This is a genomic window from Ruegeria sp. BG11 (assembly GCF_056538565.1).
In genome coordinates this window covers 1-16,636 of the sequence record NZ_JBQFTH010000015.1, presented here as the reverse complement: position 1 = coordinate 16,636, position 16,636 = coordinate 1, and the positions used below count along the sequence as shown (strand labels likewise).

Genomic DNA, 16,636 nt, shown 5'->3' with positions numbered 1-16,636 from the left:
GGCTCGCGCAAATTACCTTCGCTACTCTTCGTTTGTGCCGGTCATTTGACTGGTTCATTCGAGATAAATCTGCGCTTGTGTGGATCTGGTTCATATTCGATCAAAAATCGATGTTGTCCAACCTAACACAGTATTTTGCGGAAGTATGATGTTTGATCCCGCAAGGCTTTACCGAATGTAAATTCATAGGGTTGAATTAGTTTATGGGCGTGCGACTTGGTCGAGAGGTGTGGAGTGATTGCTTCAAGTTACGCACTTTGGAGCGACTATTCGACGGTACAGCGGGAGGGAAAGACTTTTGAGTAAGCTGTTTTCAATAGCATCGGTCCTTTCGGCCGTGCTTTTGCCTAGTATTGGCTATTCTCAAATTGATCCTGCTTCCTTGCTCGCAGGAACGTCCGAATCAGAGATAGTGATTGAAAGAGGCTGGACTCAGTTCCGCGGCAAGCAGGAACTCTACTTTTTCACGCTAGACGTCATTGTAACGATCATTTTGACCGCTTTGATTGTTTATCATCCCGTTCGACGTAAAGCACGCCGAAGTGTCAGCGATCTGGTTATGCCCAGACTGTTCTTCCTTTACGCGCTAATTGGAATGGCTGTGGGATTCCTGGTAGTCCAGCACGGGTCAATGATTGGGTTCGTTATTTTTGGCATCGGCGCGTTGCTCAGGTTCCGCTCCAATCTGGATGATCCGGTCGATACAGTCGAAATGATAATCGTAACGGTTCTTGGTCTTGCCGTCGGTTTGGGCTTACCGCTGATGGCCACTCTGGTGGCGATTGTGTGTTGGTGCTTCATTTGGCTCGGAGGGCGAAACAAGGGCGTGGAAGTTTCGCTCAAGGCTTCGGATGAAGAACACTCATTGAAAGTCAGCCGAGACATTGAAGCCATGGCCGCAGACGCTGGCTGGAAGCTTGTCAGAAAACACCACGTCCCAGGAAAATCTCGCGTTTCGTTGCTTTTCATCACCTCGGGAGGACTTTCAGAAGCCCGGATAGAAGAGATGGTAAACGATCTGGTCCCAGAAAAAGTCGAACTGAAACTCAACCTCTAGTCATTTCACAAGGTCTAATCGTTTCAAAACAGCATTCGGAGATCTGATCTCTTTCGGGAGCGACTTGAAGTTTACCGACCTTTCGAAATCAGGCCCTCGATATACTGCTATCCCAAACTCTCCGTTCGGCTGGAACTTAACATGAGTGAAGCTGTGAGGTGATCTGGCGCTATCGCCAATAAGCCGACGCGGACCACCTCCCAAACAAGCTTGAGAGACGTAGGCCACACCGTCTTTCCAACCGGGATAGAAGGCATGATGGTGGCCTGACAGGTGCAGAACGACACCGCTTTCCAGGTAGATTTTCTCAAGTGTTGAGTCACCGATGATTTCGCGTTCGCGCTGGATCGCGAAGGGCCAAAGCGGAAGATGACTGAAAGTCACAATCGGGTCTCCATTTGCACCCAGTTCCACAAGTCGGTCCTGTTGATCACCGGATAGCGGCCCTAAGGTCGTAGCATCCAAAGATGCAAACGTTACGCCCTGCATCTCAAACGCGTAGAAGAACGGGTAGTCATCCGAAACCAGGAAGTCGACGTCTGGTTTTCTTGTTTCCCATTCTTCTGCGTATATTTTTCTTTCGCGCTCGAACCCTCGGTAAGCGGAGGCGTCATGGTTTCCAGGCGTGACCGCAAACGGAATTCCGGCAGCCGCTAGAGGATCTGATACGGCCACGTGAAACGCCTTCCACATCTCCCTGACCTGTTTGTCGGATAAGTTGGGGATGCGCTGTCCCGCAACCATATCTCCGGTCGAAATAACCAAATCGGGATCAATCTCGACTATCCGCTCAATCGCTTTGTCGACGCGGGCATCGTATCTTACCGAACCATAGCTTCCGTTCAGATCCGATATGACGATAACATCCAATGCCACCGCTTTGCAGGCGATCAGAGCGGTCCAAATGAACGCCGTAAAAAGGGTGGAAAGCTTACGGGGCATTACAGTCCACAGCCTCTACCTCGATGTCGTTTCTCAAAAAGAATGCGACAGGATCCAAGTCGAACATTAAATCACCATTAGAACAATTGTCCTGGAGAATGGACGTTGCCAGCGCAGTATTTTTCACAACTTGGGCAATCTGACTGTCTGACAACCCAAAGCTTTGTGATAGCCAGTCATAGACCGGGCCTTGGGTTTGAAGGTCACTGTTCAATGCAACCAAGCGCCGGTAGGTGCTTGGAGAGAAGTGCCGCATTTTCTCCAGCATTTGAGTAGATTTCGCGAAGTTGGCATACTCGACCCGCCCACCAGCATCGTTGTCGTTTAGATTGCTGCGACGGATCAATAGTGCCTCGGCGGGAACATCTCCGTCGCTGGGCTGATGGTGCTTGGCCTTCTTATGCTTCAGGTCTCCGTCTTCGACCCAATACCAATAGGGTGTGAAGTCTATGTTTCCTACGCGGTCCTGCTGGCTAAAGATGAAATCGAGGAGTACAATCTCGGTAAGCTCTTGCATCCAAAAAGCCATCTGTTGGTCGCTGACATCGGGACCGAGATCCTTGTTGATCATCCGGTCTCTTCGACCTTCTTTAACGCCCTCTGCAATGGCCTTTGACAAGGGCTTCGAAGAACGCAAAGCCAAGAAAGCAGGAGTTTCCTGAAAATCGCGGTTCTGACCTATCCCCCAACCAGATTTACGGGTGCCGTTGATTTCCGAGCCGTATCGATGCCCAGGGCTATCAAGCAGCACACCATATATTTGCGTTCGATCTGCGGTGAACAGATCGTCGGTTGGCTGGTATGAGTTCGGGTCAGCATCCGCAGCTGCGAAGACCCGCCAGCCTTCGTGGTTCATGCGCCCGCCATGAGAGCCACCAGAAATCGCAAGGCCAGGCTCGGCGACCTCGGAGAAATGCGCCTGGGCGTCCATGCTACGCCAAACGGCGACTGGAACTTTGACAGTCGCGTCGAAATATCTGGAGAAATGATAGTAAAGCAGTGAAGACGTGGAAAACGTTCCACTGGTGCCTTTTTGGTTCATGGTGGACTTGAATTTAGCCACCCTGTCCATGGCCAGATCTTTTGCTGCTTTCCCCTCTTTGCAAGCGTTTCTCTCGAATTCAGAACGGTTCCCCATGTAAGGTCCTTCCGAAATATTGTAGACGGCCATTCCTGGGCTGGTGCTCCAGGTTTTCGGGCAAATGGCAATTTCGGAGGCATAGAAATCGATCTCGCAATAGGCAGTTTCTTCTTCAAGATCGCTGTTCTTGTACTCGCCCGTTGGAACTTTTTCGATCCGAATACAGCGTTCCATAACACCATTGGGACTATCAAATGTCGTGGCTTCACCTAGAACATCGTCGTTCGCCCACAAGACAGTGGGTGCAATGAGAGCAAGTGACCCCAGAAGATTGAACTTCATTTGGATAGTCCTCCCGGTATCATTTAGGGCATATCGCTGCCTGTTGTTCGGTGGAGATTTTCAACTTGGGGTCGACACTAAAGTTGGAGAATTTTGAGTCGATCCACTGGTCGCACCCGCCTGAACATGGGGCCCCATTTCGGGCATCATTCCAATATTCCTTGGCCCTTTCTTCTGTCCAACCGCAAAACTGAACGAGCGCCATCGCCGACAATGCACCTGAGGAATGAACCCCCCACATACAGTGCACCAGAACAGGGCCCTTTCCAGGGTTTTCAATCACCTCGTGTATGGACGCCATGACAGCACCGGGTCGGGAGGACCTGGCGCTTTGATAGTCAAGGGACCCGTTTCCACAACTGGTGCGACCGTATTCGGTGTTTTTGCCAAAGTCGGCATAAAAACCGGTTGAAAATCCTTCATTGCACAGAGTTTCGAGTTGACCTTCACTCAGACCAGTTCGATCCTTGTCGCCGCCCTTGAAACCGGATCGATACAACACTCCGCTTAAGACTGGGCGAAAGAAAGCGACACCATCAACGCCTCCGTCACCCCCCTTTGAAAGCATTTGACTGTTGGTTGGACCGCCATTTCGACTGGTCACGTCAGAGTTCGCAGCGGTTGCGAGAAAACCAATGAATATGAGGGACGCAAAAAACCGCATGCCAACTCCTTTCTATTCTTAAACCTCTGATGCCCAAACCTTTGCGACCTGATAGTCTCTCGGAAAGGCTAATTCACGACGACCATATCAAGTGGGCAGTTAGCTTTCCGCTGTGGAACTTTAAATAGGCCACACCAGATTGATGATAACGACGACCACGAAGTAGGCTAGAAAAACTTTCCAATTCCATTGGTGCTTGTTTTCTTCGTTGATCACGCCAGCCGATTTCAATGCCAGGTTAGTGATGATCAAGGCGACTACGATGACCGCCGCGTGTGCCAGGTCGAAATGCAAGTTTGAGCTCCTTCTTCAAGATTTGGGATTGATGGAAATTTGTCAGCAGTCACCTGATGGCAGCATAGCTACTTCTGAGTATCTTCCCTCAGACGTCGTAATCCGAGCACATGCACCAGTATCCTTGTTAAACCAGTACGAGGTCAGACCTTCGCTTCGGATGAGTTCAAATCCGAGACTTTGGATGCCCATTTCAGCTTGGCCCGCTCTTGCCCCTTCAAATGACGAAAGATCGCTAGCGCTGCCCACAGTTGGTGCACTTGCATCCACCGATCCGTCACTCTCGTCGCATGCTGCAAGCGCAGCAGTACACGCCGTGCCGATCACCAACAGGAACTTGGATTTCATCTGTTTTTCCTAGCTTCTTTGGGAATACATTTCCGGGTTTCTGGTTGATCACCTATTCAATTCCGAAAATTACGTTGTAGTCGACGGAAGAGTTGCTGCGATTGATAACCTCCACAACATGATCACCAGATTGCCAAAGCTGCCCTCGATACTCCTTGTCCGCCGACATCAATCCCAACAGTTCAGAACCATCGGGGTTGCGAATAACGTAGCCCAAGGAGCCATTTCGCGGAGCAACGCGGACGTAAAGAAACTGTTCGTTTTTGGCACCCAGAACGTATTGCTGCGACGCTCCGGGCGCGAGTTCACCGACGAGTTCTGCGCCAGTTGAACCAGCATCAAATTTGACACGTTGGCTACTAGTAGATCCGGCTGCGCCTGCCATGGCTCCTCCTCCATCATCCATCGCCTCGACAACCGACATCTCGCCGATGCTTCCATCCTTGTACGCGATGCAGCGCCAAAGTGTTCCGCCTGCGTCTCGCAGCATTACGAGCGTACCAGCTTCCGAGAACTGAGAGCTTTCAATCGTACCTGATTGACCGTCTGGTCCACCAACCTGCCGCAAATGGTCGATACAAGCGTCGTCAGCTTCTGACATCGCAAATGCAGCTGTGCCCGCGATTGCGAACATGGGTGTGAGGAGCTTGAGTAAAATGAGTTTCATCAGATGGTTCCCTATTGGCTTGTCCTTACAGTTTTGTTCCGTGCAAAGCGGAACCTCACTTCGCTTCTCGTAACTTTGACAGAAATTCATCGCATGCCTGCGCGCTGCCGACGATCTCGCCCGTCGTTTCAATTCCTTGCATTGACGCCATCTCGGAATTCACGCGATTCAGGATCTGGTCCGCTTGCTCGGCGGTGATCAGGTTTTCGGCTTGTGCTCCTTTCAATGTGGAGCAGACACCGGCGGACAAGCCTGTCGCAACGCCGACACCTACCGCGGCCCCGCCACCCAAGGTCATCGCCCCGACCACGCCGAGGACGAGCCCGACCACAATGCCCAAGATCACTTTTCCCATGTTTTCCTCCCTTTTGGTGAGACAGAGCTCCGCCTTCACTATTGGCGCAAACTGCGTGCCCATCTGCAAATCAAGACCAGCACTGACAGGTTGAGCACAGGCGCAATCGCCGCAAACCACGGTTTGGCCGACTCCGAGACCAAGTCCGCTACAAGTATCCAAGGTAGTCCCAACGGTAGAAGGAACACTCCGGACAAAGGGTCTCGTTCCTGTCCCAACCAGCCAAATGTGCCCGTCAAGAATGCAACCAACGCCAACAGGTACAGGACCGCGAATACGATGATGGTGGTTCTACAAACCAAGTCGAGCCTCAGCAGATCAAACCAGTGCTGCGCAGCCGTTTTCAGCTACGCAGCAGACAGGTCACAATGCGCCTTCGTCGCCCAGGAATTCGATACCAGCTGTCGCGCCATCACTGTAAGCAATGCAATTCCAAGGAGCACGATCCTCGCCAACGCCGACTGTAACCTGTGTTCCCGCCTCGCTAAACGCGGATGAGAGCACCACGACTTGCGAATTGTTCGTCGTGTTGGCTACGTCCCGCAAACATGCTTGCTGGGCAGGAGTCAGTTCTGCTGATGCAGTCGAGCTGCCAGTATCTTCACATGCTGCAACTGTCAGCGCTCCTAACACCAAAGCAATGGGCTTCCAAATTTTCTTCATTGTCGTTCCCTCTATGGTTCCAACTAATACTTGGCCAAAGATGCAATACAAAATCAACTATTTGATTGTGTCGAAGTTTCTGCGCAATAGCAGGTGCTAAACGGAAATGATCTCTTTCGATGGCGAGATTCTTTCTGGCGGAAGGTCCATTCAAGCTTCCGTTTTGGGCTCGAACCATACCGTATCTGAAGCACTCTCGAATGACGTTAACGCGGACAATGCTGCCGTCGGATGTCGAAAGATAGATGACCTCTCGCAGCCCAAACCAGACATTCAAATGAGTGCTTGCAATCCCCAAGTAGTGCAAGAATTCAACAGCTCAGTTTTGAAGTCCCTGTTTACCCTATGTCTATCTTCAGTAGTGAACCTGGTGTCCTATTCCCGAAACTTCAAAGTTGTCCGATTCACCTCGGTTCTTTCTGATACAGACGTTGAATCTCTATCAATAAAGCGATCCAATTGATCGACTTTCTTCACCGATGGATAGACGGGCACCAGTATGAGCATGCGAGATCACCAACTGCTGGCACGCGAATTGGAGCTGCCTTGCGGCGTTGTATTGAAAAACCGAATTGCCAAGTCCGCGATGTCGGACTCCCTTGGAGATGGGCGAGGAGATCCGACAAACCAACAGATCAGCCTGTACAGGCAATGGGCCGAAGGTGGGTTGGCGTTGGCGATCATTGGTGAGGTTCAAGGCAATCCCAGCAAAGCCGAGAAGCCGGGCAACTTGGTGCTGAGACACGATGCAGACCTGCCTCAGTTTCAACGCCTTGCCGAGGCAGGATCAAAAAAGGGTGCACAGCTTTGGCTTCAACTTGGTGATGCTGGGGCGATGGCGCACCCCCCGATCAGTACGCCAAAAGGTCCGAGTGCGCTTGAAGTGGGCCCACTAAAATGTGGTGCCCTTTCTCTGGAAGAGATCAAACGATACCCATCAGACTTCGCACGCACAGCTCTTCTTGCGAAGCAATCAGGGTTTGGCGGTGTTCAAATTCACGCCGCACACGGGTTCCTGCTCAGCCAATTCCTGACCCCGCTTTTCAACAAAAGAGAGGATGAGTATGGCGGTTCCATCGAAAACCGAATGCGTCTGATTATCGAGGTTATCTCCGAAGTTCGCCAGCAAGTTGGCCCAGGTTTTCCTATCGGGATCAAGCTCAACGCCTCAGACCAGTTACAAGGTGGGCTCAGCGAAGAGGACGCTCTAAAGGTCGTCGCTGCGCTGAACGAAACAAGCCTTGATCTCATCGACATCAGTGGCGGTACTTACTTTCCCGGTGCGCGGGCCGCTTCTGATGCCGCCGGAAAAGGCCCTTACTTTGTCGACTTCGCACGCCGCGCTCGCTGTTTGACATCAAAGCCCCTGATGCTCACAGGTGGGTTCAAGGTCTACGAACAGGCCATAGATGCCCTTTCTGTTGGTGTCGATTTAATCGGGCTGGCGCGCGCGCTTGTTCTTGATCCATCACTCCCAACCCGTTGGCTGGAAGGCGACAAACAAGCCCCCGCTTTCCCAAGGTTCCAAGATCCACCGGAAGGCGGTGTGACGGCCTGGTACACCATGCGGTTGACCGAACTTGCCGAAGCTCGGAATTTGTCTGGCCCTGAATGCCTGCCTGAGGCAATGCGCGCCTACCAGGAGCGAGATGCCGCGCGCGTGAAAACCTGGAACGCCCGCTTCAAAGTTTGACTGACACACATCAGTCGTGTTGGGTCTCGAGCTTACGAACAACGATGGCTGGTGCCTTTGACTGACTGAATGAACTTATCGAAGTGATCGCTATGATTGAAACTGAACGCCTGTTCCTTCGCAAACCGCAAACCGATGACCTAGCTGGCTGGACGAGCTTTTTTACCTCAGAACGCGCTCGGTTCGTCGGTGGAGGCAAAGGCAAGACCGATCTTGCCTGGCGTGTCTTTGCAGTTTTTCTTGGGCATTGGGCGCTTCATCAAACGGGTCCCTTTGTAATCTGCCGCAAAGACACTCAAAAAGCGATTGGTATGGCTGGTCCATGGTATCCAAACGGATGGCCCGAGAAGGAGCTCACATGGTCTATTTGGTCGACTGAAGACGAGGGCCAGGGTTTTGCTGCGGAGGCTGTGACCGCGCTTAGCACTCATGCTCATAAAGACCTGAAATGGTCGCGGGCTGTAAGCTACATTGACCCGGACAACACAGCATCAATTCGACTGGCTGAGCGGATCGGATGCGTGTTGGATGCGAGTGCCCCAACGCCCGATGACGATCCAACACTGGTCTATGTTCACCCAATGGAATAGCTAACGCGTCGTGCCGAACCCACCCGTATCCTCGAAAAGCCAGACCATTCGATCCAGGAACCAGAGCTTACCGCCCATCACTGCAATGAGACCTGCAACAACTGGCCAAGGCTCCATGACCCAGAGCCCCCATGTGAGTGGTATCAGACCAAGACCACTAGCAGCTGCAAGAAAATGAGGCATCCGCCTGTGACGTTTTGGGATAGGGTCGATTTTGCGGGCGATCCATGTGCGTTCGCCCAAGACACCCTTGGACATCCAATTATCGAGACTTTTCGGTTTTGGGAATGCACGCGGGTTCCACCATGTCCAAAAACAAACCAGCGCTAGCGGCAAAAGGGACCACCATTCAAGCCAAGCGCGGCTCCAGATGGCAACAACAAAAAGCGGAGGTATCGTGATGCGGCTCCATCCGCTCCAGGGGTTTGCATGACGCTCCCAAACCTCATCCGACATGGACATAAGGCGTTCTGAAAAAGTGTTCCGGGTCATGTTCATACCTCGAAAAGCGAATGAGCGATGGCGGCAATGATTTCGCGTTCACCGCCAACGCGTCCATCGCTTGCGACTATGCAACAAGCTTGGCCTGAGGCGAAGGCTGATCGCGTACCGGCGTCTCGGCCTCGGACAGAATACCGTTTCCGATCCGTTGGGCACCTTTTGCGGCTGAATAGAAGAAACCTTGGAACTCGGGCCTAAATCCGTTGAACCAAAGCCCCGGCAAGGCGGGAACATGTTCACCCGTCGGATACTTGGGAATGCCGACCTCGTTCAGAACGCCCAGATGACCGAGCATTGGTTCCAATGCAGTTTTGTAGCCCGTGGCGCAAATCACTACATCCGGTTCAAATGTACGGTGGCAATCAAATGAGACACGATCATACCAAAACTCCGTAACTTCGCCGACAACCTTGAACCGACCATTTTTGATCGCCGCCACGAAGCCATCGTCAATTGCGAAGGCGGTGCCGTCGGTGGCCAAACGTGTTCCCCCTCCCATTGAATGCGACGTAAGGCCATACTTCCTCAGATCGCCAAAGAACAAACGCTGCGTCAATGCAAAGGCCGGATCAACCATCCAAAGCGGCATGGCCGCAAAAAGATGGGCCGCGCGGTGCAGCGGGAAGCCAAAGACACGTTGCGGCGCAATGCAAGGGCCATGGCGAACAGAGATACGAACATCTTTGGGCTTGTGCCGCGCGAGATGGTTCAGCAAGTCGCCGCCAGAGTTGCCCGCACCAACAACAAGGACTTTCTTTCCATCATATTGGGAGACGTCGCCAAGGTTGGCGGCATGGATGACTTTTCCTTTGAAACGCTGCAAACCGCGCCAGTTGGGAATATGAGGACTTCGGTCACGTCCAGTGGCAATCACCACGTTTGAGGCATCAAAGATGCGGCTGCCAGCCGTCACTCGCCACCCATTGGATGTCTGATCAACGCCCGACACAAGAACTCCGGTCTCAATGCAATCCCGAAGATCAAACGCATAGTCTTCGAGATATTGAACAAGCGTGTCACGCTTCAAATACGCTCCGTCCGTGCGCGGTGCCGGTTTGCCGGGCAGTGCAGCGAATTTGCGATGAACATTCAGCCGAAGCGCCGGGTGACGCTGCTGCCAGTTCCAGGCAACGCGGTCAGATGCATCCAAGACGGTTACGGGGATACCCCGGTTCCGCAAGACATGCGCCGTGGCGAGGCCGGTCAAACCGGCCCCTATTATGAGTGTGTGTTTGTCCCAATGTTTCATTGCCAATGTCCTATCGAGATCGGTGCAACACCCCATCGGACAGACCGTCGATCAAGCCGATGTCCCGTTGGATGCTTCTTGGAAGATTTGTGACGATGGGTTTCTTGCTCACGTCGAAGAGACGCTGAAAAATGCGCGTAATCATAAGATGTTCCTCAGATGAATCGATCAATCCTAGCGTCGCGCGACGAAGTAGGCGTTGACCTGATCATGAGGAAGCCGGTGCATCTGCACATCCGCAAACCCAGCTTCTGCGAGAAACTCCTGAGCGGTTTCAACACCCCACATCGTCCCAAGGCCCGGACCACCCTGGCCTATTGAAATCGGCGTGCAGTGCATCAGCGAGATGGTGAACAACAGCGGTGCGAGCGGGTTTTCCATGTTAGTGACAAGGTCGCGAGAACCGCCGATGTCCTGCATCAGGAATACGCCGCCTTCGTTTAACGAATTGTGGATTGTCTTCACGAGACCAAGTGGATCTTTTTGATCGTGAACGGCATCAAAGCCGGTTACGAGATCAAACGCTCCAAGCGTTGTAACCGTACTCAGGTCCAGCGTTTTGAAGGACAGGTTTTCCATCCCATCCTTGATTGCCTGAACCCGCGACTCCGCAAATGCATCCTCACAAAGGTCTATCCCAGTGAATGTGCTGTTCGGAAATGTTTCGGCCATTTTGAGGAGAGCACGACCACCGCCACATGCGACATCAACAACATCGATGCCGTCTTGCAAGCGCTCGATCAGACCGGGAACAATGGGCAGGATGTTGTCGGTCAGAGACATGACGGTGGTTTGGAAGCTGTCTTCCGCCATAACTTCGTGGAAGCGTAGAAAGTGGTCGTAATGAAGTCCGTCACCGCTCACAAAACGCTCGATCATCTGCTCTTCAACCGAAGCCGCCACACCGACGAACTGGCTGGTTACCGCTAGGTTGTTTGGAGCGGCAGTGCGCGTCAGGAATGCGGCATGCTCAGAAGGGAGGGAGTAGGTTTGCACCTTTGGCTGGTAGTCAACGATGCGCGAGGTCACCATGACAGCCAGCCACTCCCGCACGTAGCGCTCGGAAAGACCTGCGGACGCAGCTAGGCCCTCAGAACGGCTCGGAGGTAGAGCCGCCATGGCATCGAATAGGCCGACGCGGTGGCCGAGTGAAATCATGATCGAGGTCGCAGCGTTGGTGATTGTACCGACAAGTTGACCTGCGAAGGCTTCAGCACGCTCAGCGTCAAAGTCGGCGGGCAAGGAAAGATCGTTCATTTGTGTCTCCGTATTTGAATGCGCAAAAGCGCTCAGCTAGAGACCAGTTGCATAATACCAACGAGTCGGTTTAGCCTTCACTTCGACAAAAACGGTTTAAATCGGACACCAGGAATGCCAAAATCATTTGAAACAGTTGTTGTAGGACTTCCTTGGGCAGGAACTTCAACCGTCTACGCTATCCTGGATGTGCTTGCGTCCGTGGGCCGGGATTGGGCCATGTTACATGGTGAGCAGATGCATCCATCCCCATTCCGGGCGCGTCTTTGCACCCCGGATGGCACTGCTTACCGCGATTTGAATGGCCGCTTGATCACCCCGGAGTCCGTGCTGCCCAATCCCTCACAAACTGATCTTGTCATCGTGCCCGACCTGCATCTCGACCCGTGGAAGCCTCTTCCAGTGGAGTTGAAGCCAATAGCGGATTGGGCCGCTCAAGTGCATGAAGCGGGTGGTATTGTGACTTCAGTTTGCTCCGGTGCATTGCTGCTCGGATTGAGTGGGCTACTCAATGGCGTTGATGCGACAACCCACTGGGCTTACTCGGAACGGCTTGCCAAAGAGTTTGAGGGAGTGCGTGTTCGCCGTGAGCGGGTTTTGATACCGGCTGGCGACGGGCATCGGATTGTGACTGCTGGCGGAGCCTCTGCCTGGGCCGACCTTGTCCTTTACCTCATCGCGCATCTTGTTGGGTGCGAAGAAGCCCGTCGCATTGCCAAGCTCTATCTCATCGAACCACATTCCCAGGGTCAGATGGGCTTTGCATCCTTGTCTGCCAGTCGACAACACTCGGACGCCGTGGTCGGTGATCTGCAAAGCTGGATCGCAGTCAACTATGAGCACTCCAACCCGGTACAGGAAATGGCACGCAGGGCCGGTATGACCGAGCGCACATTGCTGCGTCGCTTTCGGACCGCAACAGGTCAGACGCCGAGTGACTACGTGCAAACCGTGCGCGTCGAAGAGGCAAAGCAGGCTCTCGAGACCTCTGATACGTCGATTGACGAGATCGCGGGCGAGGTCGGTTACGCCGAGCCGTCGGCGTTTCGGACAGCGTTCAAGAAACGTGTTGGGTTGAGCGCCAGTGAATACCGCCGAAAGTGGCAGGCAAAACTGAACCATGCTCTTGGGGACGCAATCTGACCTCTGTTCCAGCTTTGTGTAAGGCCGTCCACTGAATTATGCAAAGTTCGCTTTCTGCGCGTTGCCGTAATTGGTGCTTCGCGCAGCATCGGTCAATTTGGGCTCAGGGTTGCCATTCCGTGCAACAAGTTCGATTGATTGGACTCAGCCCTAGGCAGTCACAAAAATTAGACTTCACGGTCTCCTATTTTCCGAACGAAAACGCCGTTGGCGGTCTCAAGGTGAACATCCACCACACCATTTGTTGCAGCTCGATGCAGATATAGCCGCCGCACTTTGCATATGGATTTGGATCTAGTTTTGATGTCCATTCACCTCGTCGTCACGGTGACCTATTCCTCTCCAGAGCAAGTACCGCGTCTGTAACGTCCGCACTTTGACCATCAGGTCCTTTAGCTTCTCGTTGAAAGGGTCCGACAAAGGCCTGACGCCATTCGGTTGGATCAAGGTCTATTTCGGCAAGGCGGTTTTCGGCTGTGATCTCTGGTTCGCTTGGGTTGCTCCATGACCACGGCGCATAGGTTTGGTGCGTAGCGATTAGCAAAAGCCCGGATGGCCGCACCAACGACGCGGCGGCCTGCAAGACTTCCGCGCGCGGAAAGTCGAACGGGGTTTGCAGGAAAAGGGCTGAAACAAGGTCGAAGGAACCCGTCGGTAAGCTTCTGGACAAATCGTGCTGTTCGAACGTGACACGATCCATCACTCCATTTCGAGCGGCGTTTCCTGATGCAATGTCCAGAGCTGCCTTGGAGATGTCGACGCCCAGAACTTGCCAACCTTGCTTCGCCAGCCAAACGACGTCATCTCCTTTGGCGCAGCCCAGATCAAGCGCCTGACCCGGTGCGAGTCCTTCGACGAATTGTTCGAGAATCTTTGACGGAACACCGGATGTTTCAGGTGACGCGTTGCCATAGATCTCCTCCCAAAATTCTACAGGCTTTTTCGATCCGAGATCAGGCAGTTGCATGTCCGTTTTCCTTTGACGTCAGTTTCAATGAGACGAGACTCAGCCCCGCGAAAAGCGCGAACGGCACCCAGAGCGCGACTTTCAAGGCTTCGATGTATGTTGATGCGTCAGGGGTTTTGCCCAACGCGACTACAAATACTTGCCCAACAAGGGCAATGCCCAAGGCTATTCCGATCTGCTGAAAAGCCTGTAGCGCACCAGAACCTGCCCCGGCCTCGGTCTGCGGCACTTCCTTTAGAATCAGTTGGTAGAGAGCCACGGTGGCTGTCCCGACCCCGGCACCGACCAAGACCAAGGGCGCCCAGATCATGAGGAGGGGCACACCGGGGATAACGGCCAGATGCAGCCCAATCATACCGCCAAGCAATGAGACAAGGCCGAGTGTGACACGGCGCTCAAGGAACCGATTGCCTATCGTTGGCGGATGTCAGGCAGCGACTTGCACCACCATCTCCACCTCGATCTGAAGCTCAGGCCCCGCAAGAGCGGTTACTCCAATGCCGGTCAGGCTCGGCATTGCGCCGTTTAGAAAGCGCAGGATGGCGCCCATCGCGATCTCTTGTGTCTCGTGCCGCAGGTCAGTCATGTAGACCCGCATGTGGATGATGTCGTCAGACGTCGCCTGAAGCGCATCGAGCGCTCCTTCCAGGTTCTCGATGACGATAGCAGTCTGCTCAGCTAACGATGTGGGCGTCGATGTCCCATCAGGTCGCCAAGCCACCTGACCAGATACAAAAGCAAGTGCACCGGTATGCGCGATGGAGATCTGCGAATACCCAACCTTGCTCGCGTCCGGCAACGTCGGAGGGTTCATACGATCAATTGTTGTGGACATGTCTTTCTCCGTTTGTGGTCGGTCTTGGCGAAAGACGTAGGCTTTATAAGTAACGAATGGAGATCGCTTCAGATGCGAATTTTATGCTACAAAAGACCATGATTGGATCGAAAGTGAATGACCTCCTCCTGTTTCTTACGGTCGTCGAGACCGGGAGCTTCGTGGCCGCCGGAAAGATGTTTGGGCTGTCACGATCCACGGCCGGAAAGGCCATCGCGCGACTGGAGGATGGATACGGTGCTCGGCTCTTGAACCGAAGCACGCGCGCAATGGGCCTGACCGAAGAAGGCAAGCGCCTTTATGAACGCGGGCTAGCCATTCGGGAAGCAATCGAGGCCGCCGACGACAGCATCGCTAGTGATAGCGGCGTGCCGCACGGCGTCTTGAGAATAACGGCTCCGGACGCGCTTGGACGAATGCTCTTGTTGCCCACGGTGCGCCGATATCTTGACACCTGGCCTGATACCCAAATCGAAATGTCGCTCTCTGATAGGGTCGACAACATCGTCGAAAAGGGGTTTGACCTTGCAATCCGGATCGGTGTGAGCTCTCCAGATCAAGGCTTCATCACGCGTACGCTTCTCCGGGATGAAGCAGTCTTATGTGCCGCGCCGACCTATTTTAACGAGCGCGATAGACCGCTGAACGTTGAACAGCTTACGCGCCACGATCTGCTTCAGTTCGCAAGCCGGAACGAACGGCAGGGTTGGCATCTGCAAGAAGATGACGGCACTTGGGTTCGCGCTCAGGGGCAAGTCCGTCTCCGTCTCGACAGCGCAGAGGCCCTGCGCGCGACGGCATTGGAAGGCCTTGGCATCGCATTGTTGCCGCAACTTCTGGTCGGCACCGACATTGCAGAGGGTCGTCTTGAGAAGGTCCTGCCACACCTCGACCACGGTCAGCTTCCGATCCTTGCACTTTATCCACACAAACGTCTGCTGGAGCCACGTGTGCGGCGCTTCATCGACATGCTGAGTGAGGATCTCCAGAAGCTTGTTTCCGGCAAAGGGAGTTAGTCCGAGTTTCCAAAGTTCATTGCGATGCGGAACTCTGGAAGAAAGGGCTTCGTGTCGTCGTTCCCTACGTTTTGCGTAAATGAGCGGTCGCAGCCCAAACCTAAGTAACTTAGTATTCGTGCTGCCCATCAAAATCGGCCTTCCCAAGATTGAGTCCGGCGTGGCGTAATCCCGCATACGCCTGGGATAAGTGAAACAGCATGTTTGGAAAGGCAAATACGTGACGATGTCGTGTTGATAGTGGGCATTGTGAAGCTGTTGAGGGCCGAATTTCCGTGTAGCGTCCAGTCATGCTGAAAGTGTCTGATCTATCCCGTCTCCAGAACTTTGAGGAGAGGCGCGGAATCCGATCGGTGCTTACGACGACGATGTATCGGGCCGCTTTGCGAAGCCGGATATCCGTCTGCAATCGTGATCACCGAACCAAGTCAAACCAGACCGTTGCAATCAGGAGGGGTCCATGTCGGTCCACAAATAACGTCGCGCCCACCGGACAAGTTTGAAGGTTTTTACATCGGAGATACAGTCGTCGAGCTGAATCATCATAGTGGATGTGCTGACTTGCAACTGAGAGGAGATGACCATGACGCGTTACTTTGGGCTAGATGTTTCGCACTCACGAACAGCGCCCAAGCCGTACGGGCAGAAAAAGTGGCGTTGGACAATCATCTCCGCGGTATTCTTTTGACCTTTGGCCTGAACATCGGGCGAGTCACGATCGGTCGTTTCGAAGCCCGGTATGCGTCAAATGATCTCTAGCACCGCGGTTCTCACGCTGGCTGCAGAGGCGATTCATCGCCCGCGGCCATTGTTTAGATTGATGTAGTAGCGATCAAATTTGACCAGTCAAATCAATCCGCCCATGTGACCTTGCTAGCCATGGTTTCGTTGCAAAGTTTTAGGTCAGCCAAATAGTTCTGCGATCGCTTCAGTTCAGGTTGCCAACTCGGAGAATTGACGAAACGGGCAGAT

The 16,636-nt window shown here is 53.4% G+C and carries 20 protein-coding genes; 5 read left to right on the top strand and 15 right to left on the bottom strand.

Annotated elements, in window-relative coordinates; all coding sequences use genetic code 11:
• Nucleotides 1-298: 298 nt before the first annotated feature.
• A complete protein-coding gene (locus tag ACR0JF_RS20220) occupies nt 299-1,057 on the top strand; it encodes a DUF4956 domain-containing protein (RefSeq protein ID WP_170465773.1) in 759 nt (252 codons plus the stop codon).
• Here ACR0JF_RS20220 and ACR0JF_RS20215 read toward each other — a convergent pair whose 3' ends face one another.
• From ACR0JF_RS20215 to ACR0JF_RS20180, 8 genes are all read right to left on the bottom strand, one after another.
• Nucleotides 1,058-1,999, bottom strand: coding sequence for a metallophosphoesterase (locus ACR0JF_RS20215; protein ID WP_170747590.1), 942 nt, complete (start codon nt 1,997-1,999; stop codon nt 1,058-1,060). It lies immediately after the preceding gene.
• The gene (locus ACR0JF_RS20210; protein WP_170662701.1) at nt 1,989-3,422 is read right to left on the bottom strand and encodes a hypothetical protein; all 1,434 of its coding nucleotides are present in this window, start codon (nt 3,420-3,422) and stop codon (nt 1,989-1,991) included. Before ACR0JF_RS20210 ends, ACR0JF_RS20215 begins: the two co-directional genes overlap by 11 nt.
• A gap of 19 nt (nt 3,423-3,441) precedes the next feature.
• Nucleotides 3,442-4,086, bottom strand: coding sequence for a protein-tyrosine phosphatase family protein (locus tag ACR0JF_RS20205; protein ID WP_170662703.1), 645 nt, complete (start codon nt 4,084-4,086; stop codon nt 3,442-3,444).
• A 120-nt stretch (nt 4,087-4,206) separates the two neighbouring features.
• Nucleotides 4,207-4,380, bottom strand: coding sequence for a hypothetical protein (locus ACR0JF_RS20200; RefSeq protein ID WP_170355752.1), 174 nt, complete (start codon nt 4,378-4,380; stop codon nt 4,207-4,209).
• A 42-nt stretch (nt 4,381-4,422) separates the two neighbouring features.
• Nucleotides 4,423-4,728 (bottom strand): hypothetical protein, encoded by a 306-nt coding sequence (locus ACR0JF_RS20195; protein WP_170662705.1) that lies wholly within the window; start codon nt 4,726-4,728, stop codon nt 4,423-4,425.
• A gap of 52 nt (nt 4,729-4,780) precedes the next feature.
• The gene (locus ACR0JF_RS20190) at nt 4,781-5,395 is read right to left on the bottom strand and encodes a hypothetical protein (protein WP_170662707.1); all 615 of its coding nucleotides are present in this window, start codon (nt 5,393-5,395) and stop codon (nt 4,781-4,783) included.
• Between the two features lie 55 nt (nt 5,396-5,450).
• Nucleotides 5,451-5,750, bottom strand: a complete 300-nt coding sequence (locus ACR0JF_RS20185; RefSeq protein ID WP_170662709.1) for a hypothetical protein — start codon at nt 5,748-5,750, stop codon at nt 5,451-5,453.
• A 363-nt stretch (nt 5,751-6,113) separates the two neighbouring features.
• Nucleotides 6,114-6,413, bottom strand: a complete 300-nt coding sequence (locus tag ACR0JF_RS20180; protein ID WP_170556642.1) for a hypothetical protein — start codon at nt 6,411-6,413, stop codon at nt 6,114-6,116.
• 499 nt (nt 6,414-6,912) lie between these two features.
• Between ACR0JF_RS20180 and ACR0JF_RS20175 the strand changes: the two genes are divergently transcribed.
• Both ACR0JF_RS20175 and ACR0JF_RS20170 read left to right on the top strand, forming a co-directional pair.
• Entirely contained in the window at nt 6,913-8,106 is a 1,194-nt protein-coding gene (locus tag ACR0JF_RS20175; RefSeq protein WP_480543479.1) for an oxidoreductase, read from the top strand.
• Between the two features lie 92 nt (nt 8,107-8,198).
• Nucleotides 8,199-8,696 carry a GNAT family N-acetyltransferase gene (locus ACR0JF_RS20170; protein WP_170556637.1) on the top strand — a complete coding sequence of 166 codons (498 nt, stop codon included), beginning with the start codon at nt 8,199-8,201 and terminating at the stop codon, nt 8,694-8,696.
• Here ACR0JF_RS20170 and ACR0JF_RS20165 read toward each other — a convergent pair whose 3' ends face one another.
• The 3 genes from ACR0JF_RS20165 to ACR0JF_RS20155 all read right to left on the bottom strand — a co-directional run bounded on the left by ACR0JF_RS20165 (nt 8,697) and on the right by ACR0JF_RS20155 (nt 11,703).
• A complete protein-coding gene (locus ACR0JF_RS20165) occupies nt 8,697-9,188 on the bottom strand; it encodes a DUF6653 family protein (protein ID WP_480669750.1) in 492 nt (163 codons plus the stop codon).
• 76 nt (nt 9,189-9,264) lie between these two features.
• A complete protein-coding gene (locus ACR0JF_RS20160) occupies nt 9,265-10,446 on the bottom strand; it encodes a flavin-containing monooxygenase (RefSeq protein WP_170662713.1) in 1,182 nt (393 codons plus the stop codon).
• A gap of 174 nt (nt 10,447-10,620) precedes the next feature.
• The gene (locus tag ACR0JF_RS20155) at nt 10,621-11,703 is read right to left on the bottom strand and encodes a class I SAM-dependent methyltransferase (RefSeq protein WP_170662715.1); all 1,083 of its coding nucleotides are present in this window, start codon (nt 11,701-11,703) and stop codon (nt 10,621-10,623) included.
• A 114-nt stretch (nt 11,704-11,817) separates the two neighbouring features.
• On the opposite strand from ACR0JF_RS20155, the gene ACR0JF_RS20150 reads away from it, so the two are divergent.
• Nucleotides 11,818-12,846 (top strand): helix-turn-helix domain-containing protein, encoded by a 1,029-nt coding sequence (locus tag ACR0JF_RS20150; protein ID WP_170662717.1) that lies wholly within the window; start codon nt 11,818-11,820, stop codon nt 12,844-12,846.
• 322 nt (nt 12,847-13,168) lie between these two features.
• Here ACR0JF_RS20150 and ACR0JF_RS20145 read toward each other — a convergent pair whose 3' ends face one another.
• The 3 genes from ACR0JF_RS20145 to ACR0JF_RS20135 all read right to left on the bottom strand — a co-directional run bounded on the left by ACR0JF_RS20145 (nt 13,169) and on the right by ACR0JF_RS20135 (nt 14,648).
• Complete coding sequence (locus tag ACR0JF_RS20145) at nt 13,169-13,813, bottom strand: methyltransferase domain-containing protein (RefSeq protein ID WP_170556632.1); 645 nt, start codon at nt 13,811-13,813, stop codon at nt 13,169-13,171.
• Nucleotides 13,800-14,168, bottom strand: coding sequence for an MFS transporter (locus tag ACR0JF_RS20140; protein ID WP_170662719.1), 369 nt, complete (start codon nt 14,166-14,168; stop codon nt 13,800-13,802). Before ACR0JF_RS20140 ends, ACR0JF_RS20145 begins: the two co-directional genes overlap by 14 nt.
• Before the next feature lie 72 nt (nt 14,169-14,240).
• Nucleotides 14,241-14,648: a RidA family protein gene (locus ACR0JF_RS20135; protein WP_170662720.1), complete on the bottom strand. Its 408-nt coding sequence runs from the start codon at nt 14,646-14,648 to the stop codon at nt 14,241-14,243.
• Nucleotides 14,649-14,704: 56 nt separating this feature from the next.
• Between ACR0JF_RS20135 and ACR0JF_RS20130 the strand changes: the two genes are divergently transcribed.
• Nucleotides 14,705-15,664: a LysR family transcriptional regulator gene (locus ACR0JF_RS20130; protein ID WP_480632297.1), complete on the top strand. Its 960-nt coding sequence runs from the start codon at nt 14,705-14,707 to the stop codon at nt 15,662-15,664.
• 109 nt (nt 15,665-15,773) lie between these two features.
• On the opposite strand, the gene ACR0JF_RS20125 is transcribed toward ACR0JF_RS20130, so the two are convergent.
• On the bottom strand, nt 15,774-15,956 hold the full coding sequence (locus tag ACR0JF_RS20125; RefSeq protein WP_170662722.1) for a DUF1993 family protein: 183 nt from the start codon (nt 15,954-15,956) through the stop codon (nt 15,774-15,776).
• Between the last annotated feature and the right edge of the window lie 680 nt (nt 15,957-16,636).